The following is a 22,438-nucleotide window of genomic DNA, read 5'->3' as shown; positions in this document are numbered from 1 at the left end:
CCGCCACCCCAATCCCAGCCGCAGCCGCCACCGCAACCCCGCCCACCGCAACAACCCCAGCCGCCACATCCGACGGCGGCCGAACCTCCGCCGCAGCCGGAACCACCGCGGGCAACTCCGACCGCACCGCAGCCGCGCTCGGACCGGGCGCGTTAGCGGGCAACGTCGACGACACCGCGGCGTAAGCGTCGACCATTCCCCAGCCCCGGCGCGGATCGTGCGCCCCGGACCACGGACGGGAAGCGGTCAGCATCAACCGGTTCACCACCTCCGCGCCCTTAAGCTCCGGATGCGCCGAACGAACCAGCGCCGCCACCCCGGCGACATACGCCGCGGCCAGGCTCGGGTCGGTGATCGGCCACCGATGCGCGACCGCGCCCCCGCCGCCCGCCGACGTGCTCACCAGATTCGCGCCAGGAGCGGCGATTCCGAGGTAATCCCCGGCTTCGGTCTGCACCGGCGCGCCGGACTCGTCCGTCGAGCCGACCGCGAGGACGCCCTTCGAAGCGGTCGGATACGTGTGCGCCCCTTGCTGAGTGGCCGCCGCGGCCGAAATCACCACGGCCCCGCGCGACGTCGCGTGCTCAAGCGCCGCGCCGAGCGCCGGACTGTCCGAAACCGCCGGGACCGCCACGAGAATCACTCCCGCGCCGCGGTCGACCGCCGTGTCGATCGCTCCGGCCAGCGCACCCGGATCGCCGCCGCCGTCCGAGGACGAACCGTTGCTTTCGGTGTAGCGCAAGGGAAGCAGCTTCACGCCGGGTGCGACGCCGGTAAACGTGGTCTCGTTCGCCGGCTGCGCGCCGACGATGCCCGCGGCGATCGTGCCGCGGCCGTCGCAGTCGGAATCCGCGGTGCCCGCGCCGCCGAGCACCTGTCCGGGCCCGAATTGCGCGTTCTGCTTGTCGACGCCGGTGCCGATCACCGCGACGGTCTGGCCCTCGCCCCTGGTCAGCGCCCACAGCCGCGGCGGGTTCACCAGCCGCTGCCCCCAGGACACCGCCCCGGTGTACGGGCCGGACGGATTCGCGCACGAGGCCGCCCCGGCCGACGTCGCCGTAATGGGCAAGCCGAGCGCCACGAGCGCAGCCACCGCTCCGGCGGCAATTCCCCGCACCGCGGCCCCCTCCCCTTGCCGGACAAGGAGATTCTAGTGGAGAGCGGGCCGCGGCGACAGGGTTATCGCAGGTCCATCCCGAGGTCGAGAGCGGGCGAGGAATGCGTGAGCCCACCGACGGAGAGATAGTCCACTCCGGACTCAGCGTACGGCCGCGCACGGTCGAGCGTCAGCCCGCCGGACGATTCCAGCCGCGTTTTCGGTGACACCTCATCGCGCCGCGCGACCGCCTTCACGCACTCTTCCGGGGTGAAGTTGTCCAGCAACACCTCGTCCGCCTCGGCGGCCAGCGCCTCGTCCAATTGGGCCAGATCGTCGACCTCGACCTCACACGGCAGCTGCGGCGCGTGCTCCCGCGCCGCAGCCAGCGCCGCGGCGACCGAACCGGCGGCGACCACGTGGTTGTCCTTGATCAACACCGCGTCGCCGAGGCCCATCCGGTGGTTCACGCCGCCGCCGCACCGCACGGCGTACTTCTGCAGCAGCCGCAACCCCGGCGTCGTCTTGCGCGAATCCCTTACTGCCGCACCGGTTCCGTCGATCGCGGACACCCACGCCGCGGTCGCCGTCGCCACTCCGGACAGCAGGCACAACAGGTTCAACGCCGTGCGCTCCGCGGTCAGCAACCCGCGCACCGGACCGCGCAGCACGAGCACCGGCTCTCCCGCGACGGCAGGCGAACCGTCCTCGCGGATCGAGACCACCTCGTAGTCGTCGCCGAGCACCTCGTCGAAAACCGCCAGTGCCACCGGAATCCCGGCCACGACACCGGAGACGCGCGGCGTCAGCTCAGCCACCGCGCGAGCGTCCGCCGGAACCGTGGCCGCCGTCGTGGCATCCGGCCCGTACCGCAAATCCTCTTCCAGCGCAGTGGTCACGACGCGCCGCACGTCCGCGACGTCCAGCCCGTCCACCACCAGCGACCGCACGACCGCTTCGGAGAATTCCCCGCTCATGCCACCCCTTCCAACGACGTAGCCTCGACCAGCACCGGCTGTCCCGACGGGCTCAGCCGGATCAGCTGGCTCCGCCGCAGCCCTTCGTCCCGCTCCGGGAAGTCCGTCCGCACGTGACATCCCCGCGATTCCGTCCGCCGCTCCGCCGCCGCGAGCAACGCCTGCGCCGCCACGGTGAGCGCCGCGTCCTCAACCGAGCTGTGCGTCCACAACGGACTGTCCTTTGTCGACAAGTCGAGCGCCGATCCCGCCGCGGCGAGCCCGTCCGCGTCCCGGCCGATCGCCGCGTACCGGCTCATCACCCGTTGCAGCACATCACGTTCCGCCGCCGGCGCGACCGTCCGTTCCGGAATCCGGCCTCGCGACGGATCCGGCAGCAACCCAGCGGCCAGATCCGCAGCGACCGCCTCCGCGGTACGCCGCCCCACGACGAGCCCTTCGAGAAGGCTGTTGGACGCTAGCCGATTCGCCCCGTGCAGACCGGTCCGAGCCACCTCGCCCGCCGCGTACAACCCGCGCACGCTCGACCGTCCGTCCACAGTGGCCACCACGCCGCCGCACGCGAAGTGCGCCGCGGGTGTCACCGGAATCGCGTCCACCGCCGGGTCGATCCCGAGCACTGTGCACGCCGCGTGCACCGTCGGGAATCGCTTCGCGAACCCGGAAATGCCAGTGGCGTCGAGAAAAACGTGATCGTCGATGCCACCGGGAGCCAGCAACTGCCGCCGGGTGATCGCCGCCGCCACGACGTCGCGCGGAGCCAGATCACCTAGCGGATGCACCCCGGCCATCACCGACGCGCCCGCGCCATCCACGAGCGTCGCACCTTCGCCGCGCACAGCCTCGGTGACAAGCGGACACCGCCCGCGCGCACCCGGCGTGTACAGCACCGTTGGGTGGAACTGCACGAACTCGAGGTCGGCCACGGTCGCCCCGGCCCGCAGCGCGAGTGCCAGCCCGTCACCAGTCGCGATCTCCGGATTGGACGTCGCCTGATACAGCTGCCCGAACCCGCCGCTCGCCAGCACCACCGCAGACGCGCGCACGACACCCGGCACCCCGTTGCGATCGAGCACGGTCACCCCGGCCACCTCGCCCGCCGGCGTGCGCAACGCGTCGACCGCGATGTGGTGCTCCAGCACCGGAATCCGCCGTTCGCCAGCCTGCGCGACGAGAGCCCGCTCGACCTCCGCACCGGTCGCGTCGCCGCCCGCGTGGATCACCCGGAACGCGCTGTGCCCGCCTTCACGAGCCCGCGACAACCCGCTCGAACCGTGGTCGAACACCGCGCCGTTGTGCCGCAGCTCGGTGACGGCCGCCGGACCGCCGCCGACGATCGACCGCACCGCGGCCTCGTCGCAGATCCCGGCTCCGGCGGTGAGCGTGTCGGCCGTGTGCTGCTCGACCGTGTCGCCCTCGTCGCGCTCGCCGTCGAGCACCACGGCCACGCCGCCCTGCGCCCACCGCGTGTTGCCGTCGGCGACCGCCGCCTTCGTCACGACCAGCACGTGCAGCCCGAGTTCGCGGGCCCGCAATGCCGCCGACAGCCCCGCCACGCCGCTGCCGATCACCACCACATCGGCCCGGGCTTCCCAGCGCGGCTCCGGTGCGGTTTTCGCCTCATCGGCGTTAACTAGGCCGCTCATTCCCCACCGCCAGGCTGCCCGATCTCGATCATCCGCTGCACCGAGGCGCGGGCCCGCGAAGCCGTCTCCGGGTCGACGTGGACCTCGTCCGCGCCCTCGGTGAGGCTCCGCAGCAGCGCGGCCGGGGTGATCATCTTCATGTACCGGCACGAGGCCCGGTCGTTCACCGCGCGGAAGTCGATCTCCGGCGCGGCCTTGCGCAACTGGTGGATCATGCCGATCTCGGTCGCCACGAGCACCGAGGTCGCCTTGGTGTCGCGCGCCGCGTGCACCATGTCGCCGGTGGACAGGATCTTGACCCGCTCCGGGGCCACCGCGCCCTCGCCGGCCAGGTAAAGCGCCGAGGTCGCGCAGCCGCATTCGGGGTGGATGAACAGGTCGGCGTCCGGGTTCTCCTCGGCCCGCGCGGCCAGCTCGGCACCGTTGATCCCGGCGTGCACATGGCATTCCCCGGCCCAGATGTGCATGTTCTCGCGCCCGGTCACGCGCTTCACGTGCGCACCGAGGAACTGGTCCGGCAGGAAGAGAACTTCCTGGTCAGCGGGGATGGAAGCGACGACGTCGACCGCGTTCGACGACGTGCAGCAGATGTCCGTCTCGGCCTTGACCTCGGCTGTGGTGTTCACATACGAGACGACCACCGCGCCCGGGTGCTCGGCCTTCCACTCGCGCAGCTGAGCGCCGGTGATGGAGTCGGCGAGCGAGCAGCCGGCCCGCGCGTCCGGGATCAGCACCGTCTTCTCCGGAGCCAGGATCTTCGCCGTCTCGGCCATGAAGTGCACGCCGCAGAAGACGATCGTGGACGCGTCGCTGCTGGCCGCGATGCGGCTGAGCGCCAGGGAGTCGCCGGTGAAGTCCGCGATGTCCTGGATCTCCGGGACCTGGTAGTTGTGCGCGAGCAGCACCGCGTCGCGCTTGCGGGCCAACTCCCGCACGCGGGCGGCCCAGTCGGCGTCCGCTTCGACCCCGCCGTAAGGGGTCAGATCCTGGTCAAGCGTGGTGGTCATGTCTTCGGCCCTCTCGACTTTCGCCGGCCTGGCGAACCGGTTCGATCCCGGTTCTGCCTCATCCAGGTTTTCGCCTTACAATCGAAAACCGTGCGAAGTCATCTTAACACCCGAGCCCCCCTCGCCCACGAGGTTCTGGCGGCAGTCCTTCAAGTGCGCTCGGACACACTGCGCGTGCTGCTGTGGCGCCGGGCACTGGATCCGCACCTGGGCCGCTGGTCGCTCCCCGGGGGTCGCCTTCGCCCCGACGAAGACGTCGAAACCTCCATCCGCCGCCAGCTCGCGGAGAAAGTGGACGTCCGTCAGCTGAAGCACGTGGAGCAGCTAGCCGTCTTCAGCGCCCCGGACCGCGTCCCCGGCCCACGCGTCGTAGCGACCGCGTTCCTGGGCCTGGTCCCCTCCGACGTCGACCCGGCAGTCCCCGAAGACACCGAGTGGCACGACGTGAACGCCCTGCCGCGCACCGCGTTCGACCACGAGGCGATCGTCCTGCGCGCCCGCGACCGCCTGCGGTCGAAACTGAGCTACACCAACCTGGGTTTCGCACTGGCCCCAGAAGAATTCACCATCTCCGCACTGCGCGGTTTGTACTCCGCCGCACTCGGCTACAAAGTGTCCGCGACGAACCTGCAACGCGTGCTCCAACGGCGCGGCCTGCTGGTCCCCACCGGGCACACCGCAGCCCCCGGCCGCGCAGGCGGACGACCTGCGGCGCTGTTCTCCTTTGCCGCGAAAGACATGCACATCACCGACCCTTTCGCGGTCCTGAAGCCCCCTCCGCGGCGGTAAACACGAACTGCGGCAGTGCTCCGCAGCCCGTACCGTGGAGCGCGTGACCGAGCCAGAGCAGTGCCCCAGCGGGACGGCGACCCTGCCGTTGTTCCCGTTGCAGACAGTGCTGCTTCCCGGTACTCACCTGCCGCTGCACATCTTCGAACCGCGCTACCGGCAGCTCACCGCGGACCTCGTCACCGGCAATGTCCCAGAACACGAGTTCGGCGTCGTCGCCCTGCGCGCCCCGCTTGTCCGCGAGGTCAGTGGTTTGGACCACGTGTACCCCGTCGGCTGCAGCACGATCCTGCGCGAAGCAAAACGCCTCCCGGACGGCCGCTACGACGTAGTCACCCGAGCCGCCCGCCGCTTCCGCCTGCGCGAACTGCACCGAGCCTCCGCGCCGTACCTGATGGCAGTGGTGGATTGGCTCCCCGACGACCCAGTCCCCACCCCCGCGGAACCAACCGCCCGCCAACTGGCCAAGGTAGCCCGAGCCGCACACGAGCGATACTGCGAAGCCGCCTGGCACGCAGACGACTGGCACCCACCGCACGACGACGCCGACCTGGGCGAACTCGCCTACCAGTTGGCTGCGGACTGCCTGCTCCCGCTGGAAGACCGCCAGCTGCTGTTGGAGGAAACGCACCCGCTGCGCCGCCTGCGCATAGTGTGCCGCCTGCTGACCAGAGAAGCAGGCTTCCTGGAAACCCTAGGAGCGGTCCCCCTGCCCCCCACCGAACTGGCGACCTTCACCAAACCCGCAGACCTGAACTAGCCCCCCGGGGCCAGTTGTCCGTGAGGGCCACCTTCAAGGACTCAGAGTCCCCCAGGGTTCCCCTCACGACCCGCGACCGTCCGTGAGGGCCACCTTCAAGGACTCAGAGTCCCTCAGGGTTCCCCTCACGACCCGCGACCGTCCGTGAGGGCCACCTTCAAGGACTCAGAGTCCCTCAGGGTTCCCCTCACGACCCGCAGCAGTCCGTGAAGGGCTCCTTGAGGGAATCTAATTCCCTCAAGGAGCCCTTCACGGACCACCCGCCAACCGCACCAATGCACCCAACGTACGAGGCACCCACACCACCCCCGCACCCCGATACGAAGCCTTCCCTGCGGTCTGGGGGTGCTTGTCAAGGCATCTTTCCCGCCTTGACAAGCACCCCCAGACCGTCAGCACAATCAGCTTCGGGGTGCCCCGCCGCAACCCCCGTGCGCAATGTCGCCGCCAGGCGACGAGCCGAATAACCCCCCGACGAAGTCATCCGGCAGCACGGTTACCGAGGAGCAGACTGCTTCAAAACCACAGTCCTCTCCCCCAACGGAGCCCCCAAAGGCACAGAAATCACCGGATGCCGCAAATCCATCGTGCACATCTGCCCGGTCTGCGCCTTGGTCTCGCTCAAATCCACCACCACCTTCTGCGGAGTCTGCTCGACAGCCTCCCCAAGAGCATGCCCACACCCCCCTTCCTCAGCCCGCACCACGAGCACAGTCCCCCCGTTGTCCGAATAAACCTCCTTGGGAAACGTCTTAGGCAACGCAGCCCCATCCACTCGGCCGTCCGGCACCCGCACCGCCCCCTGCGGAGGGTTGAACTGCGGTTTGCCCTGCGGCGGCGCCGAGGTGCTGCCGCTCGGCGGCGCGGTCTCGGTCCCGGACGCTGGTGCGTTCGCCATGCCCGCCGGGCTGCCGCACGCGGCCGCCATAGTGAGCACCAGTGCCGCGCCTGCCAGTCGTGTCGTTCCGATCAGCTTCGTCGAGTACCTCATGCTCCCTGGACGGACCGACCGCCGCGGCGGGTTGCACCCGATCTTCACGGACCGGGCCGCAACACCAATTCACGGCCGCCCAGCGGCGCGGCAAGCCGAACCGGCAACGAAATCTCCCGCACATGCATCGGGCACATCTGCCCGTGCGGCGCCTTGGTAATCGTCACCAGCACAACGACCTGCGTAGCCGTCTGCTCCCCCGCCTTCGCACTGAGCTTGTCGCACCCGCCCTCTTCCGCCTGGATCACCACAACCGAGCCGCCCTCAGCGAGCGTGACGTCGTGCGGATACCCGGCCGGAAGCGCCGAAGCGTTGATCTGCCCAGCAGCAGGCGCAGTATCCCCAGGCGGCACGCCTTGCGTCGGACGGCTCTTCGGCGGCCCCGACGCCGGAGGCGGCGCAACCGACGGCGAAGAAGAAGAGGTCGGTGGCGGCGAGGAAACCGACACCGAACTAGACGCCGGGCCGGAGGAAACCGGCGCGGCGGTAGTCCCGTTGCTCCCGCACGCCGCGACCGTCAGCAGCAGCGCGCTCGCTCCCACGATTTTCCCTGTTGTCCGCATGCACCGCGGACGGAATCGCGGGCCGGGAGGTTGCATCCCCGCGCGAAAACTATTTCACCGAGCCGAAGCCTTCCCCCGCACCAGCCCCAGCAGCACCACCCCGGCCAGCGTCACCACCAGCAACAGCACCGTGCTCGCCGACGCGAGAAACACCTGTCCCCGGTCAGTCAGGGTGAAAATGGTCGCCGGGAGCGTCCGCCAGTCCGGCGGGTACAACATCATCGTCGCGCCCAATTCGCCCATCGACATCGCCAGCGCCAAACCGGCCGAAGCCGACATCGCGGGCAGCAGCACCGGCAACCGGACTCGCAGCAGCACCCGCGACGGTCGCGCCCCGAGACTCGCCGCGGCCTGCGCGAGCAGCGGATCAACACGTTGCAGCGCGGCGGAAACCGTGCTGTAGGCGAACGGCAGGAGGATCATCAGGTGTCCGGCGAGGACGATCCAGCGCGTGCCGTTGAACGCCACCGGCGGACGGCTGAACGCCACCAGCAACGCCAGCCCCAGCACCACCGACGGCACCGCGATCGGCAGGTGGAACAGCGAATCCGCGATCCGGCGCAGCCGCGGCGGCGCGTGGTCGACGGCCAGTGCCGCCCAGGTCCCGATCACCACCGAGACCAGCGACGTGATCACCCCGGTCTGGATGCTCACCGACAGGCTCGCGAACGTCTCGCCGGACAGCGCGTCGGCGTAATGCGCGCCGGTGAGCCCGCTGGGCAGCACGCCCGTCCAGCTCCCGGCGAACGACGCCAGCACGATCATCACCAGCGGCGCAGCCACCACGCCGAGGAAAACCACTCCGAACACCAGCCACACCAGCAACCGGCTACGCCGCGTCCACAGCAGCACGACCTCCTCCTCTCCCGACCACTCGCCGGTAAACCGTGTAGAGCACCAGCGACAGCACCACGTTCACCACCGCGACCACGGACGCGGTGGGGAAGTCGAACGTGACGATTCCCTTGCCGTACACCAGCATCGGCAACGTCGAGACGCCCTTGGCACCGAGGAACAGCACGATGCCGAACTCGTTCATCGTCAACAGCAGCACCAGACAGGCACCGGACGCGAGCGACGGCAACGCTTCCGGCAGCACGACCCGCCACAGCACCCGGCCGGGCCGCGCCCCGAGACTCGCCGCCACATCCAGCTGTGCCGAAGGAACTTGGCTGAACGCGGCGAGCGCAGGCCGCATCACGAACGGCGTGTAGAAGGTGATCTCGGCGAGCAGTACGCCCCACGGCGAGTACAGAAACCCAGCGGTGCCAAAGACTCCCGCACCACCGTAAAGGAAGGTGAAGGCCAGTGCGATCAGGAACGACGGGAACGCCAGCACTGTATCGACCAGCCGGGCCAACAGCGTCGCGCCAGGAAACGGGACGAACGCGACAACCAGCGCGAGAAACCCGCCGAGCAGCACGCAGCCGACCGTGGAACCCAAGGCCAGCAAGACCGTCTGCCACACCGCGCGGCCGAATTCCGGCGACGACAGCACTTGCGTCCACACCGAAAGCCCGAAACTGCCGTCCTGCGCGGTGAACGACTGCAGGATCACCAGCACGAGCGGGTAGCCGAAGAATCCGGCGACCACGATCGCGGGCGGAAGCAGCCAGCCGATCCGGTACCGGCGGGGCCGCGTGCCGCGACGGGACGGAGCGAGCGCGGCGGTGCCGAGTGCGAGGCCGGTCATCCGCCCACCCCCACCAGCGGGCAACCGTCCGGAATGGACACTCCGACGCGATCGCCGACCGCGGGCAGCACCGGGCTGTCCGGGACCTCGGCGCGGATGTCGCAGACCTCGTCGGTGAGCCGCAGGTCGAGCCGGTACCCGGAGCCGCGCCACTGCACGCCGCGCACGAGCGCCGGAAAGGTGTCCGGCCCGGGTTCGCCGACCGAAATCCGGTGCGGCCGCACGCCGAGCGCCACCGGCCGTTCCGGCTGGAGCGTGCCGGACGGTTCGGCGGACAGCTCACGGCCAGCCAGCCGGACTGTGGCGACCGAGCCGTCCGCGCGCACCAGTTCGACCGGGATCAGGTTCGCCGCACCGAGGAAGCTCGCGGTGAACTCGGTGGCCGGGCGGCGGTAGAGCTGTTCGCACGGACCGAGTTCGACCAGCCGAGAATCGCGCAGCACGGCGATCCGGTCGGCGAGCGCGAGGGCTTCGCTCTGGTCGTGCGTGACGTAGATCAGCGTGGTGTCCGGCAATTCGGCGCGCAGCCGCAGCAGCTCCGCGACCATGTCCTCGCGCAACGCAGCGTCCAATGCGGACAGTGGCTCGTCGAGCAGCAGCACGTTCGGCCGAATCGCCAGCGCACGCGCCAATGCGACCCGCTGCTGCTGCCCGCCGGACAGTTCACGGGGATAACGGCGCGCGTACTCGCTCATCCCGACCAGTTCCAGCACTTCGCCGACCCGCTGCGTCACGTCCGCACGGCGCATCTTCCGCGCCTTCAGTCCAAACGCGACATTGTCGGCGACGCGCTGGTGCGGGAAGAGCGCGTAGCTCTGCACCACTACGCCGAGACCACGCCGATGCGGCGGCAGGTCGGTGACGTCCTGGCCGTCGAGCAGCACTCGTCCGGCGCTCGGCCGGAGGAACCCGGCGAGCGCCTTGAGCGCGGTCGACTTGCCGGAGCCGGACGGTCCCAGCAACGCCAGCGTTTCGCCGCGCGCTACCGAGAGGTCCAGCGGGGCAAGCGCTTGCGTCGCTCCGAAGTGGACGGATACGCCGCGGAACTCTACTGCCGGAGTCACTGTCCGGTGGCCTTCCGGTACGCGGCGAGGTCGGCGTCGAGACGGCCCAAGACGGAGTTCCAGTCCGGGGTCCAAATGTCCACTCCGGACATCGCGGCGGTGATCTTCTCCGCCTTCGGGCCCTGCGGCTTGACGTCGGAGCGGGCCGGGATGCCGTACGCGTCGCTGGCTTTCGCCTGGATTTCCGGCGAGAACAGGAAGTCGAGCAGCTTGCGGGCGTTGTCCGCGTGCGGCGCGTTGTTGACCAGGCCGGCGAAGTACGGCAGCGCGAAGGTGGAACGCTTTCCCTGCGCATCGGCTGGGAAGAACACCGAGAACCCGCCGCTCTTGTCGATCTCGGCGAGGTTCATCTGCAGGTCCCCGTTGGCGACGAGCACCTCGCCCTTCGCGACCTTCGGCTGCAGCTTGCCGGTGGACGACGACGGCCCGACGTTGTTCGCCTGCAGCTTGCCGAGGTATTCGAGCGCGCCCTGGTCGCCGAAGACGTGCTGGGCCTGCAGCAGCACCGCGGTGCCGTCGCCCGCCTCGCCGGGCGTGGAGTACTGGAGCTTGCCCTTGTACTTCGCGTCGAGCAGGTCGTTCCAGCTCTTCGGAGCCGGGTTCGCCTGCTTCGGGTTGTAGATGAAGCTGAGGTAGTTGTTCATCAGTGCGTAGTAGCGGCCCTGCGGGTCCTTCTGCGCGGCCGGGACCTGGTCGACGCCCTTCGGCGCGGACGTCGCGAGCAGGCCTTCTTTCGCCGCCTGCTGCACGAACGGCGGGAGCGTCACGAGGACGTCGGCCTGGGTGTTGGCCTTTTCCTTGCCCACGCGCGAAACGACCTCGGCCGAACCGGCGGTGACCGCCTGAACGGTGATCCCGGTCTGCTGCTTGAACTCGGCGAACCGGGCGTTGTACCAGTCCTCGAGCCCGTCCGCGGTGTACACGGTGACGGTCTGGTCGCCGGACGCGCCGCCCGCCGTGCCGCCGCACGCGGACAGCAGGCCGGCGAGGGTCGCGACGAGAGCGACGACGGTCGCTTTCCGGATTCTCATGACTGGGTGGCTCCTTCAAGATCTAGCACGGCGGGGAGGGCGGAGACGGAGTCGAGAACATGCGTGGCGCGCGCGGCTTCCAACTCGCCGCGGTTGCTGGCGCCGGTGAGCACTCCGGCGACGATTCCGGCGCCGGCAGCAAGGCCGGTGCGGACATCAGCGGGAGTGTCGCCGACGACCGCGATATTGCGGACGTCGGCGACCTGCAGTTTCAGTGCGACAGCGAGGACAAGGTCGGGATACGGACGGCCGCGCACGCCGTCACCAGGAGCGAGCGCCAGATCGGCGAGGTCGTTCCAGCCGAGCGCGTCGAGCAGCGCGCGCTGAGTCGTGGGCGCGAAGCCGGTGGTGAACGCGACCCGGACGCCCTTCTCGCGCAGGCCGCGGATGGTTTCTTCGGCACCGGGGATCGGCTTGCACTCCCCGGCCGCGACCAGACGTCCGTACGAGCCTTCGAATTCGGCGTTCGCGCGCTGGGCGAGGTCTTCGTCGCCGAGCAGTGCGCGGAACACGGTGATCTTCGACTGGCCCATGGTTTCCCGGACGTAGTCCAGCATTCCGGCGTACCGTTCGTCCTCTTCGGACACTCCGGCAGCCGCGATCGCCGCGGTGAAAGCACGTTCGACCAGTCCGTCGTCCGCGACGGTGGTTCCGGCCATGTCGAGCACGACGAGTTCGGTGGTCACCAGCCCAGCTCCTTTGCGGTGTCTTCGGCGATTGCGGGCGAGCAGGTCATCCCCCGGCCACCGGGTCCGGTGACGAGGAAAGCGTTGTCGGCCAACCGTTCCCGGTGCACGACCGCAGCCTGGTCGGTGGCCTGCGCGTAGACGCCAGCCCAGCGACGTTGGATGCGCGGCAGCGGACGGCCGAGCAACGCGCTCGCCACTTCGGCGAGGTGTTCGTACGGGTCTTCGGTGACGTCGAAGGAGAACGGCTGCGCGTACTCGTGCGTGTCACCGATCGTGAGCGAGCCGTCGCGACGCTGCACCATCAGCAACTGCATCGCGTTCTGCGCGGCGATTTCGCCCTGCGGCTGGCCTTCGTTCATCGCGTCGAGCGCGGTGCCTCGGTAGGCCGGGTAGTACCGGAAGCTGTCGCCGTCCGCGACGCTCGTGGGCAACGGCTCGTCCAGCGGTTCGGTCTGCGCCATCTGCAGCCGGACCCGCCGCACCGGGATCTCGCCCGCGATCTCGCGGACCAGCCCGCCGAGCCACGCGCCGGTGCAGAACACCACGACGTCGCCTTCGTGGCGCTCGCCGTGGTCGTCGACGACGCCGTTTTCGGTCAGGTTCCGCGCCTCGCGGCCCGGCAGCCACTGGTAACGGCCGCTCGCTTTGAGTGCTTCGCGGAGCGCAGGCTGCGCGGTCCGCGGTTCGACCGCCGCGTCGCGCTCGCACCACAACGCGCCGGCGAAGTTGCCGCGCAGAGCCGGGTTCAGCGCCCGGGTCTCCTTCGGGTCGAGGAGTTTGAAGCCGCGCTCAGCCGCCTCCGGACCAGCGACGACCTCCTGCGCGACGGCCAACTCGGCGTCGGTCCGGACGACTGTCAGCGAGCCGTTCGGCCGGAAACCCAGCGCGGGGACGCGTTCGCCGATCCGTTCCCACAGTTCCCGGGCGCGCACCGCCGTCTCCAGCTCCGGACCGGCAGCGCGGCCGCCGACCCACACCAGCCCGAAGTTCCGGACGGACGCTCCGCGCGCCTCGGGCTCGCGTTCGAGCTGGAGGACTTCATGGCCGCGTTCCACGGCCTGCCAGGCGTGCTGGGTGCCGAGCACGCCGCCGCCAACGATGATGATTCGCACGGCCGCAACAGTCGCCGCTCGCGCTCAACGGAGCCTGTCGGCACGGGGAACGCCAGGTGAAGCAGCTTCGAATATTGGACCGGATGAGTTACCGTTCTGTTATCTTCACAGGCGGCCCGCGGCGACGAACACGCAAACCGCCAGGATCACGACATTGGCCGCGACGTTGCGGTACTCCGACGGCCGATGCTCGGTGACGGCCAGCCGGAAGTGCCCCGCCATCGCGCCGGCCATCACCACCGCCAGGCCGACCGCCGCCCACCCGGTGAGCGCCGGGGCGATCCCGGTCAGCCTCGGCAGGATCAGGCCGAGCACCGCGGCGAGTTCGCAGATCGCGGCGAAGCGCACGACCGGCATCGGATACGCGGCCACCCCGCTTTGCCCGGTCTCGAGCAGCCGCTCCCGCGACATCGTCGACTTCAGCACGCCGGACAGGGCGAAGAGCAGGGCCAGCGCCGCCTGGGCGGTCCACAGTGCGATTTCCATGGTTGTCCCTCCGTTCGATGCGGAGGGAACGAACCGGCGGGACCGGATGTGACAGCTACTCGACGCGGTTCAGTCGCGTGACGAAACTCAGCCGGTCGCCGCGGTAGAGCGACCGGACCCGCTCGAACGGCTCGTCGTCCGGACCCCACGACACGCGGTGCATCAGCAGCATCGGCAGCGCCGGATTCGTGCCGATGAGCAGTGCTTCGCGAGGTGTCGCGAGCACGGTCTCGACGCGTTCCTCGGCCCCTTCGAAGACCACGCCCAGTTCGTCGCGCAGGAATGCGTACAGCGACTGCTCCGGGTCGAAGTCCTCGGGCAGCGTGGGGAACTTGTCGGCGCGGAGGAAGGTCGATTCCAGGCCGACGCGCTCGTCGTCGGCGAGCAGGACGCGTTCCAGGTGGATCACCTCGGCGGCCGGTTCGATCTGCAGGTCGGCGGCCAATCCGGTGCCTGCCGCACGGCGTTCGAGCGTGATCAGCGTGCGGCCGGGCCGGATGCCTTGGCGGCGCAGGCCTTCGGTGTAGCTGACGAGCGCGAGCGGCTGGACGAGCTTCGGCGCGGCGACGTACGTGCCGCTCCCCTGCCGCCGCGACAGCCTGCCTTCGAGGACCAGTTCGCCCACCGCCTGCCGGACCGTCGCGCGGGATACCTCGAACCGCTCGCACAGTTCGCGTTCCGTGGGGAGCGCACTGCCTTCGCCCAATTCGGCGATGACGGCCAGCAGTTCGACCTTCACGGCGTAGTAGCGCGGCACTCGGCCGTGATCCGGGATGCCGTCGCGGACCGGTCCGTCGGCGGACAGGCGGGACAGCGGCGAAGACGTGGGCACGAGACCCGAGCCTATGCCAGACGCGGGGCGCGTGGTTCGCTGTCTCGCGAACTGACCCCACGGGAGGACCCCCGCAATGCCTTTGGCCCGCCGGTTAGGCCTCGCCGACGCCGTATTCATCGGACTTGGTTCGATGATCGGCGCCGGTGTTTTCGCCGCGTTCGCTCCCGCTGCGCGTGCCGCGGGTTCGGGATTGCTGCCCGCTCTTGCCGTCGCTGCCTTAGTCGCCTACTGCAACGCGACTTCTTCCGCCCGGCTTGCCGCGCTGTATCCGGAATCCGGTGGCACGTACGTGTACGGGCGCGCTCGGCTAGGTGAATTTTGGGGATACATCGCGGGTTGGGGTTTCGTCGCCGGGAAAACGGCGAGTTGCGCGGCGATGACGTTGACCGTTGTCGCTTATGCCGCCCCTGGTCTGGGCCAGCCTTGGCGGAGCTTGCTCGCGGTGGGCGTGATCGGCTTGGTCACCGGCGTGAATTACCTCGGCGTGCACCGATCTGCGTTGGCGACTCGGGTGATCGTTTGCCTCACCCTCGTGGTGCTCACTCTGGTCGCGGTTTTTGGTTTTTCCGGAACGCACGTTTCCCCCTGGGCTCCTTTTCACGGCGGTGGAGTGCTCGAAGCGGCCGGATTGCTGTTCTTCGCGTTCGCCGGTTACGCCCGGCTGGCCACTCTCGGCGAGGAAGTCCGGGATCCGGCTCGCACGATTCCGCGGGCGATTCCGCTCGCTTTAGGACTGACTCTCGTCGTGTACGCCGTGGTGGCGGTGGTGCTGCTGGTGACGTTGGGGCCAGACGGGATCGGCGCGAGTCCCGATCCGCTCGCTTCCGTCGTGCCGTGGCTGTCGCCAGTTGTTCGGGCCGGTGCCGTGGTGGCCGCGTTGGGATCTTTGCTGGCGCTCGTGTTGGGCGTTTCGCGGACGACGCTTGCGATGGCGCGGGACGGGCATCTGCCGCGGTTCTTGGCTGCGGTGCATCCTCGGTTTTCGGTGCCGCACCGGGCCGAGCTGACGGTTGGCGCGGTGGTCGCAGTGTTGGCCACGACGACGGATTTGCGTGGTGCGATCGGGTTTTCGTCCTTCGCGGTGCTCGCTTATTACGCGGTGGCGAACGCTTCCGCGTTGACGCTTCGCCGAGACGAAGGGGCCGCGCCGAAGGTGGTCGCGGCTGGCGGGTTGGCGGGGTGTGCGGTGCTGGCGTTCAGCTTGCCGATCGCTTCGGTGCTCAGCGGGTGTTTGGTGCTGGGGCTGGGCGTGGTGGCGTATTTCGTGCGTCGCCGAGCGGTCGCGCGCTGAGTTTTTGTTTTCCGGCAAGGGTTCCGGCCCGCGGTGCCGCATCCGGTGCGCGAAAGTCCCCCTCGCTCCGCTTCGGCGCGATTGCTCCGATAACGGCACATCCCCAGGTCAAGGGCGCTTTTAACTACTGCGCAACAGGGTGAAATCTTCCGGATCCGGTGAAGAATCCCAAAGATCCGAAGAAAGTTGGTTGTCCGCTTACCGCTGCTCTGGTGTAGTCGGTTCGTCACCGCACGACACCTCCCCGCCCCGGGAGCGGAAGCTCCACAGTGGACACCGGAAGGACAATCCCCTTGGCCGACAAGAGAAACTTCAGCATGCTCACCCGAATTCTGGCAGGCGCGGCAGCACTCGCCGCCGCGGCCGGGTTCGCGACGCCCGCCGTGGCGTCGACGCCGTCGCCGGGCGCGGAGCCTCAGGTCGTCGGAGGAACTCGCGCCAGTCAGGGGGAATTCCCGTGGATGGTCCGGCTTTCGATGGGCTGCGGCGGCGCGCTGTACACGAACCAGATCGTGCTGACCGCCGCGCACTGTGTTGACCGCACCGGCGCGGACTCGTCGATCACCGCGACGCTCGGCGTGGTCGACCTGCAAAGCTCGAGCGCCAAAAAGGTGCGCTCGACCTACGTCTACCGCTCCCCGACGTACGACTCCACCGGCGGCGACTGGGCGTTGATCAAGCTGGCGAGCCCGGTGAGCGGCGTCCCGACGCTGCCGATCGCGAAGAATGCCGACAACAACTCCGGCACGTTCACCATCGCCGGCTGGGGCGCGGCGAAGGAAGGCGGGGCTCAGCAGCGCTACCTGCTGAAGGCCGAGGTCCCGTTCGTGGACGACTCGACGTGCCAGTCCCAGGGCGGCGACTACGCAGACTTGAAGCCGGACGCGGAACTGTGCGCGGGCAAGCTCGACACCGGCGGAGTCGACACCTGCCAGGGCGACTCCGGCGGCCCGATGTTCCGCCGCGACGGAGCAGGCGAATGGATCCAGGTAGGCATCGTCAGCTGGGGCGACGGCTGCGCCCGGGCCCACGCGCCCGGCGTGTACACCGAGGTGAGTTCGTTCGCGTCGGACATCGCCGCGGCGGCCGGGAAGATCTGACCCCCGTTCGCCGAGCCGGGTGCGGAACTCCGCTGGGGTTCCGCACCCGGCTTGTGCGGCGTTTCCCCGGATCGGCGACTTCGCCCGCCAACCTCAGTGACACAGTCAGCTCGAAAGACTGCCCGCACCTCACCCCCGCGAGCATGACCACAGCCCGACGGCGCGCAAGCCATCGCCCGGCTAACCCGCCGGAAGCCCGACGTTCCGCTCCTCCAACGCCTCCCGCAGCACGGCCAGCACCGAAATCACCGTCTCGACCTGCTCCTCGCCCACCACCGAGCCGATCAACACCTCGAGCTGCGCCCGGAAAGTCTCCTCCGCCGCCCCCGCCAGCTCCCGTCCGCTCGACGTCAACTCGACCAGCGACGACCGCCGGTCCTCGGGATTCGGCACCCGGCGCACCCATCCGCGCGCCTCGAGCCGGTCGATGCCCTTGCTGGTCGCGCCGATCCCGATGGCGAAGTTCACCGCCATGTCCGCGACCCGCGACTGCGGATGCCGCCCCAGATACCGCAGGAACTCGAACTGCGACGCGACAATCCCGTGCTCGGCCTTGAGCCGCTCCCCCAGCGCGTTGTAGATCCGGGTCTCGCAGCGCACCAGATGGTCGAAGAGCTGCTCGTTTGCCGAAGTACCTTCCACGGCATATAGTCTAACATTACATGCCTCGGAATATACTTCCGCAGAATCTTCAGGAGAGCAGATGAGCAGGGAACAACGCCGCGCGTTAGACGAGAAGCTTCAGCAGGCGCCGGAGGGACCCGAAGCGCCGTCGATCGACCAGATGCGGGCCGGGTTCGCCGCGTTGATGAGCAAGTACCCCGTCCCCGCCGAGCATCGGGAAACTCCGGCCACGCTGGCCGGGCGACCAGCTGTCCTCGTCGAACCGCCAAGAGACCCGCGACCGGGCACGATCCTGTATTTCCACGGCGGATCGTTCTCGCTGGGCTCGCCGCACACCGCGATGGCGCTGACCGCGAACCTGGTCCTGCGCACCGGAATCCGCGCGCTCTCGCTGGACTACCGGCTCGCGCCCGAGCACCCGTTCCCAGCCGCGATCGAAGACTGCCTCGCCGCCTACCGAAGCCTCCTGGACGACAACGACCCGTCCTCGATCGTCTTCGCCGGCGACTCCGCAGGCGGCGGCCTCACCGTGACCACGACCCTGGCCGCCCGCGACGCAGGGCTGCCGATGCCCGCCGGACTCGTCGCGTTCTCGCCCGGGCTCGATCACACCCGCACCGGAGCGTCCATGGAGACGAAGGAAGGCGTCGATCCCTTCTTCACCAGGGAAAGCATGGGCCACACCGGCGAGCTGTACCTGGGCGGCGCGGATCCGGCCCAGCCGCTCCTTGCCCCGGCAGTCCACGCAGACCTGACCGGCTTCCCGCCGATCCTGCTGCAGGTCGGCACGAACGAAATCCTGCTGGACGATTCGGTCCGACTGGCAGAACGCGCGCGAGACGCGGACATCGACGTGATCCTCGACATCACCGCCGACGTCCCGCACGTCTTCCAAGCCTTCACCGACACGCTCGACGAAGCAGGGCAAGCCCTTGACCGGGCCGCTCTCTTCATCAGGCAGCGCCTCGCCTGAATCTCAGCGGATCTTGTCCAACCGGGAAACCGTCTCCTCGAACCCCTGCACCAGATCCGCCATCACCTCGGCCACCGGGCGGACCCGGTTCATCCTGCCGACGATCTGGCCCACCGGCATCGACACCACCGAAGGGTCCGCGGCGGCGTGGATTCGGTTGTGCGCGTGGGAAACCAGCAGGTTCTGCAACGGCATCGGCAGCGGTTCCGGCGCGCCCGGCGCTGCCCAGGCCTCCGTCCAGCGGGTTTTCAGCAGGCGTGCGGGCTTGCCCGTGTAGATCCGGGTCCGGACGGTGTCCGCGGAAGTCGCCTCCACCAAAGCGTTCTGCATCGCCTCCGATTCCGGCATCGTCTGGAGGTATTCCTCCGTCGCGAGCCAGTACGAGCCCATCCACGCGCCCGACGCGCCCAAGGCCAGCGCGGCGGCGACCTGGCGGCCGGAGCCGATTCCTCCGGCTGCCAGCACCGGGGCGCGGTCGCCGACTGCGTCCACGATTTCCGGGACCAGCACCATGGTCGCGATTTCGCCGGTGTGGCCGCCTGCCTCGTGTCCTTGCGCGACAACGAGATCCACGCCGTTGTCGACATGGCGAGCCGCGTGTGAGCCCTTTCCGGCGAGGGCCGCGACCGGGACGCCCGCGTCGTGGGCGCGGGTGATGACGTCGGTCGGAGGCGAGCCCAGTGCGTTGGCGATCAGGCTGATCCGGTGGTTCAGCGCGACGTCCACATGGGACCGGGCGACCGAATGCAGCCAGCCGAGGACACCGGCGCGTTCGTCGGTGTCGTCGGGCAGGGGCGGGACCGCGAGGTCCTTCAGCACTTTATCGACAAACGCCCGGTGGCCCGGCGGGATCAGCTCGTTCAGGTCCGTCTGAGTGCCTTCGGAAGGGATCTTCGCCGGCATCACGATGTCGACGCCGTAAGGCTTTCCGTCGGTGTTGTCGTCCATCCAGGACAGCACCGCGTCGAGTTCGGCGGCGTCGTTGAACCGGACGCAGCCCAGCACGCCCATGCCGCCCGCGCGGCTGATCGCGGCCGCGACGTGTTCCGACGGGGTGAATCCGAAGATCGGCACCTCGATGCCGAACCGGTCGCACAACGATGTGCGCATGCGCCCTCCTAGGCGGGTTCGTGTTCGGCGGCGTACCGCTGGGCCCACGGATAATCCGGCTTGCCGCTCGGCGAGCGGCCGATTTCCTCGGCCAGCCACACCGTTCGCGGCACCTTGTATCCGGCGACCTCGGTCCGCACGTGCGCTTCCAGCGCGGCCAGATCCGGCTGTACGCCGGGTCGAGGCTGGACGACGGCGGCGACGCGCTGGCCGAGCCGGTCGTCCGGGATGCCGATGACCAGTGCGTCGAAAACGTCCGGGTGCGATTTCAGCGCGCCCTCGACTTCTTCCGGATACACCTTTTCACCGCCGGTGTTCACACACTGCGATCCTCGGCCCAGCAACGTAACCGTGCCGTCTTCCTCGTAGCGCGCGTAATCGCCGGGCACGACGTAACGGACGCCGTCCACTTCGGTGAAAATAGTGCGGGTTTTCTCCGGATCGCCGTAATAGCCGATCGGGACGTGGCCGCGGCGGCCGATCAGCCCGATCGCGCCGGGCTTCGGTTCGACCAGCTTCCCGTCGTCGTCCAGCAGGATGGCGTCCTTGCCGAAGTTCACCCGAGGGCCCGCGGTGTGATCGGAATCCTTGCCTACCATGCCGATTCCGGTGAACCCGCTCTCCGACGAACCGATCGCGTCGGTGATCACGACGTTCGGCAGCAGCTCCAGCACTTCCTGCTTCACCGAATGCGAGAACAACGCCGCGTGGCTCGACACCGCGACCAGCGACGACGCGTCGTAATCGCCGGCGCGGTACGCATCCACGAGCGGCCGAGCCATCGCGTCGCCGACGATCGTCAGCACCTGCACCTTGTGTTCCTGCACCGCACGCCACACGTCGTGCGCGTCGAACTGCGGGACGAACACCACCGGGCTGCCGGTGAACAACGCGCCGAACGCGGCCCATTGCGCTGCTCCGTGGATCAGCGGCGCGGCGGGCAGGCGCACGAGCGAACCGGATTTGCCTTGTTCGCTGAGCGTCCACTCGTCGGGCACGTACTCGCCGGTGACGAAGTTGATTCCGCCGCCCAGCGCGCGCCAGATGTCCTCGTGCCGCCACAGCACGCCCTTGGGATAACCGGTGGTGCCGCCGGTGTAGAGGATGTACAGGTCGTCGGCGCTGCGCTCGCCGAAGTCGCGTTCGTCCGACTCGCCCTCGAGCGCCGCCTCGTACTCGACGCCCGTCTCGTACGGGGTGTCCGAACCGTCCTCGACGACTACAACGTGTTTCAGTTTTGGCGTTTCCGGAAGCACCGCAGCCACCCGGTCGGAGTAACGCCGCTCGTGCACCAGCGCCACCAGGTCGGCGTTGGTGAACAGATAGCGGAGTTCTCCGTGGACGTAGCGGTAGTTCACGTTCACCGCGATCGCGCGCAGCTTGTACGCGGCGAACATGACTTCCAGTGCCTCGATGGAGTTCCGGGAATAGACACCGATGTGGGAGCCGGGTCCCACGCCGTGCGCGGCCAGATGGTGCGCCAGCCGGTTCGCGCGCTTCTCCAGTTGCGCGAAGGTGACCTGGCGTCCGCCGCACACGACCGCGACGCGTTCCGGCACGGCGTCGACGGCGTGCTCGAGTAGATCCGCGATGTTGAGTGCCACGCACCCAAAGTAGAACATGTTATCGTTCTGGGCAATGACCCCGGCCCGTTATTAAGGAGGCCCCGGTGGCCGAACCCCACGCACTCGTCAGCCTCGAAGGCCACACGCTCGTGGTGACGATGAACCGCCCGGAAGCCCGCAACGCCCTCACCGGCGAGATGCTTTCGATCATGGTCGAGGCCTGGGATCGAGTAGATTCGGACGACCAGGTGCGCAGCTGCGTCCTGACCGGCGCCGGCGACGCGTTCTGCGCGGGCGCGGACCTGAAGTCCATGTCCCGCAACGCCCCCGACAAGTCGTTCTCGAACGGCTCCTTCGACCCGAGCCGCATCGAAGGCCTGCTGAAGGGCCGCCGCCTGACGAAACCGCTCATCGCCGCCGTCGAAGGCCCAGCCATCGCGGGCGGCACGGAAATCCTGCAGGGCACCGACATCCGAGTGGCCGCGGAAAGCGCGAAGTTCGGCGTCTCCGAACCCCGCTGGGGCCTGTTCCCGATGGGCGGTTCGGCCGTGCGGCTGCCCAGGCAAATCCCGTACACCGTCGCCGCCGACCTCCTCCTCACCGGCCGGCACATCACCGCCAAGGAGGCGCGCGACATCGGCCTGGTAGGCCACGTCGTCCCCGACGGTCAAGCGCTGGCTCGCGCGCTAGAACTCGCTAACCTGATCAACGACAACGGCCCCCTGGCGATACGCGCGATCCTCAAGACCATCCGCGACACCGAGGCCATGCACGAGGAAGAAGCCTTCAAACTGGACGCCAAGTACGGCATCGAAGTCTTCGCCTCCACGGATGCAAAAGAAGGCCCCAAAGCCTTCACCGAAAAACGAAAGCCCAACTTCCAAGGCCGCTGACCACCGTCCGCTGACGCACGTCCGCTGGCCACCGTCCGTGAGGGGAACCCTGAGGGACTCTGAGTCCCTCAGGGTTCCCCTCACGGACTTTCAGCACCCCACCCAGCCACCACACCCACCCAGCAGCCCAGCGGGGCACCCAC

General features: G+C 68.9%; 23 protein-coding genes. 6 read left to right on the top strand and 17 right to left on the bottom strand.

The features are described 5' to 3' along the window. The 4 genes from D0D37_RS39875 to nadA all read right to left on the bottom strand — a co-directional run. Positions 1-1,117 (bottom strand): S8 family serine peptidase (locus D0D37_RS39875; RefSeq protein ID WP_116205759.1); only part of this gene is annotated, 1,117 nt, incomplete at its 3' end. A gap of 62 nt (positions 1,118-1,179) precedes the next feature. Further along, positions 1,180-2,073: a carboxylating nicotinate-nucleotide diphosphorylase gene (nadC, locus tag D0D37_RS39870; RefSeq protein WP_116205757.1), complete on the bottom strand. Its 894-nt coding sequence runs from the start codon at positions 2,071-2,073 to the stop codon at positions 1,180-1,182. Then, a complete protein-coding gene (locus tag D0D37_RS39865; RefSeq protein WP_116205756.1) occupies positions 2,070-3,719 on the bottom strand; it encodes an L-aspartate oxidase in 1,650 nt (549 codons plus the stop codon). Before D0D37_RS39865 ends, nadC begins: the two co-directional genes overlap by 4 nt. Next, positions 3,716-4,726, bottom strand: coding sequence for a quinolinate synthase NadA (gene nadA, locus D0D37_RS39860; protein ID WP_116205755.1), 1,011 nt, complete (start codon positions 4,724-4,726; stop codon positions 3,716-3,718). Before nadA ends, D0D37_RS39865 begins: the two co-directional genes overlap by 4 nt. Before the next feature lie 135 nt (positions 4,727-4,861). On the opposite strand from nadA, the gene D0D37_RS39855 reads away from it, so the two are divergent. Beyond that, a complete protein-coding gene (locus D0D37_RS39855; RefSeq protein WP_279630357.1) occupies positions 4,862-5,515 on the top strand; it encodes an NUDIX hydrolase in 654 nt (217 codons plus the stop codon). Positions 5,516-5,558: 43 nt separating this feature from the next. Continuing rightward, the gene (locus D0D37_RS39850) at positions 5,559-6,275 is read left to right on the top strand and encodes an LON peptidase substrate-binding domain-containing protein (RefSeq protein WP_116205758.1); all 717 of its coding nucleotides are present in this window, start codon (positions 5,559-5,561) and stop codon (positions 6,273-6,275) included. Between the two features lie 496 nt (positions 6,276-6,771). Here D0D37_RS39850 and D0D37_RS39845 read toward each other — a convergent pair whose 3' ends face one another. From D0D37_RS39845 to D0D37_RS39800, 10 genes are all read right to left on the bottom strand, one after another. Further along, on the bottom strand, positions 6,772-7,266 hold the full coding sequence (locus D0D37_RS39845) for a hypothetical protein (RefSeq protein ID WP_244223841.1): 495 nt from the start codon (positions 7,264-7,266) through the stop codon (positions 6,772-6,774). 44 nt (positions 7,267-7,310) lie between these two features. Then, complete coding sequence (locus tag D0D37_RS39840) at positions 7,311-7,808, bottom strand: hypothetical protein (protein ID WP_116205752.1); 498 nt, start codon at positions 7,806-7,808, stop codon at positions 7,311-7,313. 75 nt (positions 7,809-7,883) lie between these two features. Continuing rightward, positions 7,884-8,681 (bottom strand): ABC transporter permease, encoded by a 798-nt coding sequence (locus tag D0D37_RS39835; RefSeq protein ID WP_116205751.1) that lies wholly within the window; start codon positions 8,679-8,681, stop codon positions 7,884-7,886. Continuing rightward, the gene (locus D0D37_RS39830; RefSeq protein ID WP_116205750.1) at positions 8,659-9,522 is read right to left on the bottom strand and encodes a 2-aminoethylphosphonate ABC transporter permease subunit; all 864 of its coding nucleotides are present in this window, start codon (positions 9,520-9,522) and stop codon (positions 8,659-8,661) included. The genes D0D37_RS39835 and D0D37_RS39830 overlap by 23 nt, the downstream gene beginning before the upstream one ends. Continuing rightward, positions 9,519-10,586, bottom strand: a complete 1,068-nt coding sequence (locus D0D37_RS39825; protein WP_116205749.1) for an ABC transporter ATP-binding protein — start codon at positions 10,584-10,586, stop codon at positions 9,519-9,521. Before D0D37_RS39825 ends, D0D37_RS39830 begins: the two co-directional genes overlap by 4 nt. Further along, positions 10,583-11,617: a 2-aminoethylphosphonate ABC transporter substrate-binding protein gene (locus tag D0D37_RS39820; protein ID WP_116205748.1), complete on the bottom strand. Its 1,035-nt coding sequence runs from the start codon at positions 11,615-11,617 to the stop codon at positions 10,583-10,585. The genes D0D37_RS39825 and D0D37_RS39820 overlap by 4 nt, the downstream gene beginning before the upstream one ends. Next, positions 11,614-12,306, bottom strand: coding sequence for a phosphonatase-like hydrolase (locus D0D37_RS39815; protein ID WP_116205747.1), 693 nt, complete (start codon positions 12,304-12,306; stop codon positions 11,614-11,616). Before D0D37_RS39815 ends, D0D37_RS39820 begins: the two co-directional genes overlap by 4 nt. After that, positions 12,300-13,418, bottom strand: a complete 1,119-nt coding sequence (locus tag D0D37_RS39810) for a TIGR03364 family FAD-dependent oxidoreductase (RefSeq protein ID WP_116205746.1) — start codon at positions 13,416-13,418, stop codon at positions 12,300-12,302. Before D0D37_RS39810 ends, D0D37_RS39815 begins: the two co-directional genes overlap by 7 nt. Positions 13,419-13,523: 105 nt before the next feature. Continuing rightward, positions 13,524-13,904: a DoxX family protein gene (locus D0D37_RS39805; RefSeq protein WP_116205745.1), complete on the bottom strand. Its 381-nt coding sequence runs from the start codon at positions 13,902-13,904 to the stop codon at positions 13,524-13,526. A gap of 55 nt (positions 13,905-13,959) precedes the next feature. Then, entirely contained in the window at positions 13,960-14,736 is a 777-nt protein-coding gene (locus D0D37_RS39800; RefSeq protein WP_116205744.1) for a GntR family transcriptional regulator, read from the bottom strand. 76 nt (positions 14,737-14,812) lie between these two features. Between D0D37_RS39800 and D0D37_RS39795 the strand changes: the two genes are divergently transcribed. Together D0D37_RS39795 and D0D37_RS39790 are read left to right on the top strand one after the other, a co-directional pair. Next, positions 14,813-16,030, top strand: a complete 1,218-nt coding sequence (locus D0D37_RS39795) for an APC family permease (RefSeq protein ID WP_116205743.1) — start codon at positions 14,813-14,815, stop codon at positions 16,028-16,030. 293 nt (positions 16,031-16,323) lie between these two features. Continuing rightward, complete coding sequence (locus tag D0D37_RS39790) at positions 16,324-17,130, top strand: S1 family peptidase (RefSeq protein ID WP_425267016.1); 807 nt, start codon at positions 16,324-16,326, stop codon at positions 17,128-17,130. A 180-nt stretch (positions 17,131-17,310) separates the two neighbouring features. On the opposite strand, the gene D0D37_RS39785 is transcribed toward D0D37_RS39790, so the two are convergent. Continuing rightward, positions 17,311-17,772 (bottom strand): MarR family winged helix-turn-helix transcriptional regulator, encoded by a 462-nt coding sequence (locus D0D37_RS39785; RefSeq protein WP_116205741.1) that lies wholly within the window; start codon positions 17,770-17,772, stop codon positions 17,311-17,313. A 61-nt stretch (positions 17,773-17,833) separates the two neighbouring features. On the opposite strand from D0D37_RS39785, the gene D0D37_RS39780 reads away from it, so the two are divergent. Beyond that, positions 17,834-18,727, top strand: a complete 894-nt coding sequence (locus D0D37_RS39780; protein WP_116205740.1) for an alpha/beta hydrolase — start codon at positions 17,834-17,836, stop codon at positions 18,725-18,727. Between the two features lie 3 nt (positions 18,728-18,730). On the opposite strand, the gene D0D37_RS39775 is transcribed toward D0D37_RS39780, so the two are convergent. Both D0D37_RS39775 and D0D37_RS39770 read right to left on the bottom strand, forming a co-directional pair. Beyond that, positions 18,731-19,837, bottom strand: coding sequence for an NAD(P)H-dependent flavin oxidoreductase (locus D0D37_RS39775; RefSeq protein ID WP_116205739.1), 1,107 nt, complete (start codon positions 19,835-19,837; stop codon positions 18,731-18,733). 8 nt (positions 19,838-19,845) lie between these two features. Further along, positions 19,846-21,441, bottom strand: coding sequence for an acyl-CoA synthetase (locus tag D0D37_RS39770; protein ID WP_208720452.1), 1,596 nt, complete (start codon positions 21,439-21,441; stop codon positions 19,846-19,848). A 65-nt stretch (positions 21,442-21,506) separates the two neighbouring features. Here D0D37_RS39770 and D0D37_RS39765 point away from each other — a divergent pair, with 65 nt between their 5' ends. Next, entirely contained in the window at positions 21,507-22,295 is a 789-nt protein-coding gene (locus D0D37_RS39765; RefSeq protein WP_116205737.1) for a crotonase/enoyl-CoA hydratase family protein, read from the top strand. Positions 22,296-22,438 lie beyond the last annotated feature (143 nt).

Source organism: Amycolatopsis circi, from assembly GCF_003385235.1.
Classification (GTDB): Bacteria; Actinomycetota; Actinomycetes; order Mycobacteriales; family Pseudonocardiaceae; genus Amycolatopsis; species Amycolatopsis circi.
The sequence above is the reverse complement of the archived record's forward strand: the minus strand, read 5'-3'. Positions and strand labels throughout refer to the sequence as shown.

What these genes read in the sequence shown, in the direction of transcription:
- nadC (WP_116205757.1), bottom strand. Translation starts at nt 2,073, where the DNA reads ATGAGCGGGGAATTCTCCGAAGCGGTCGTGCGGTCGCTGGTGGTGGAC.
- D0D37_RS39845 (WP_244223841.1), bottom strand. Translation starts at nt 7,266, where the DNA reads ATGAGGTACTCGACGAAGCTGATCGGAACGACACGACTGGCAGGCGCG.
- D0D37_RS39830 (WP_116205750.1), bottom strand. Translation starts at nt 9,522, where the DNA reads ATGACCGGCCTCGCACTCGGCACCGCCGCGCTCGCTCCGTCCCGTCGC.
- D0D37_RS39775 (WP_116205739.1), bottom strand. Translation starts at nt 19,837, where the DNA reads ATGCGCACATCGTTGTGCGACCGGTTCGGCATCGAGGTGCCGATCTTC.
- D0D37_RS39780 (WP_116205740.1), top strand. Translation starts at nt 17,834, where the DNA reads ATGAGCAGGGAACAACGCCGCGCGTTAGACGAGAAGCTTCAGCAGGCG.
- D0D37_RS39865 (WP_116205756.1), bottom strand. Translation starts at nt 3,719, where the DNA reads ATGAGCGGCCTAGTTAACGCCGATGAGGCGAAAACCGCACCGGAGCCG.
- nadA (WP_116205755.1), bottom strand. Translation starts at nt 4,726, where the DNA reads ATGACCACCACGCTTGACCAGGATCTGACCCCTTACGGCGGGGTCGAA.
- D0D37_RS39820 (WP_116205748.1), bottom strand. Translation starts at nt 11,617, where the DNA reads ATGAGAATCCGGAAAGCGACCGTCGTCGCTCTCGTCGCGACCCTCGCC.
- D0D37_RS39795 (WP_116205743.1), top strand. Translation starts at nt 14,813, where the DNA reads ATGCCTTTGGCCCGCCGGTTAGGCCTCGCCGACGCCGTATTCATCGGA.
- D0D37_RS39805 (WP_116205745.1), bottom strand. Translation starts at nt 13,904, where the DNA reads ATGGAAATCGCACTGTGGACCGCCCAGGCGGCGCTGGCCCTGCTCTTC.